The sequence below is a fragment of the Hymenobacter sp. UV11 genome (genome assembly GCF_004684095.1).
In the GTDB taxonomy this organism is placed as follows: domain Bacteria; phylum Bacteroidota; class Bacteroidia; order Cytophagales; family Hymenobacteraceae; genus Hymenobacter.
In genome coordinates this window covers 1-679 of record NZ_SRII01000063.1, presented here as the reverse complement: position 1 = coordinate 679, position 679 = coordinate 1, and the positions used below count along the sequence as shown (strand labels likewise).

Annotated in this window: 1 protein-coding gene; it reads left to right on the top strand. The window is 63.8% G+C overall.

Annotated elements, in window-relative coordinates:
* On the top strand, positions 1-679 hold a 679-nt coding region (locus tag E4631_RS25695; protein ID WP_133656748.1), incomplete at both ends, for an ISAs1 family transposase.

Sequence of the window (679 nt, the reverse complement as noted above, 5' to 3'; positions counted from 1 at the left end):
GGGCGCTGTCTACACGAGCTAAGCGATATTATTTGGCTGGTGCTGTGCGGCTTACTGGCTGATTGCGAAGATTTTGAGCAGATTTATGATTACGCCTGCGACAAACAGGCCGTGCTCGCTCAGTTTCTGAGCTTACCCGCCGGCATCCCCTCGTCTTACACGTTGCAGCGCGTGTTCAGCCGCCTGAATCCGGTCGAACTCGAAGCCAGCCTCACCCACTGGGGGCAGGACATCCTGCGAGTCCTGGCTGGGCAGCAGTTGGCCATTGATGGCAAACAGGTGCGCGGCACCTGCCTGCCCGGCCGGCGCCAAGCCAGCGTGCAGCTGGTCAGCGTCTGGGCGACCAAACAGCGCCTGTGTCTGGCCCAAACCCAAGTGGCCAGCAAAGCCAACGAGCTCGTGGCCATTCCGCAGGTGCTGGACCTGGTGGAGGTCGCCGGCAGCGTGGTGAGCATCGACGCCATTGGCTGCCAGCGCGCCATTGCCACGACGCTGGTCGAGCGCGGGGCTGCTTATGTACTAGCCCTCAAGCAGAACCAACGGGCGCTCTTCGAGCAGGTACAAGCCCATCTGGCCCCGCTGCTGCGGCAGGAGCCGGCCTTTGTGAGCCGCGAGAAAGACCATGGCCGCGGCGAAGAGCGCCGGGTGTGGGTGAGCCGGGACCTGACCCTGGTGGAGG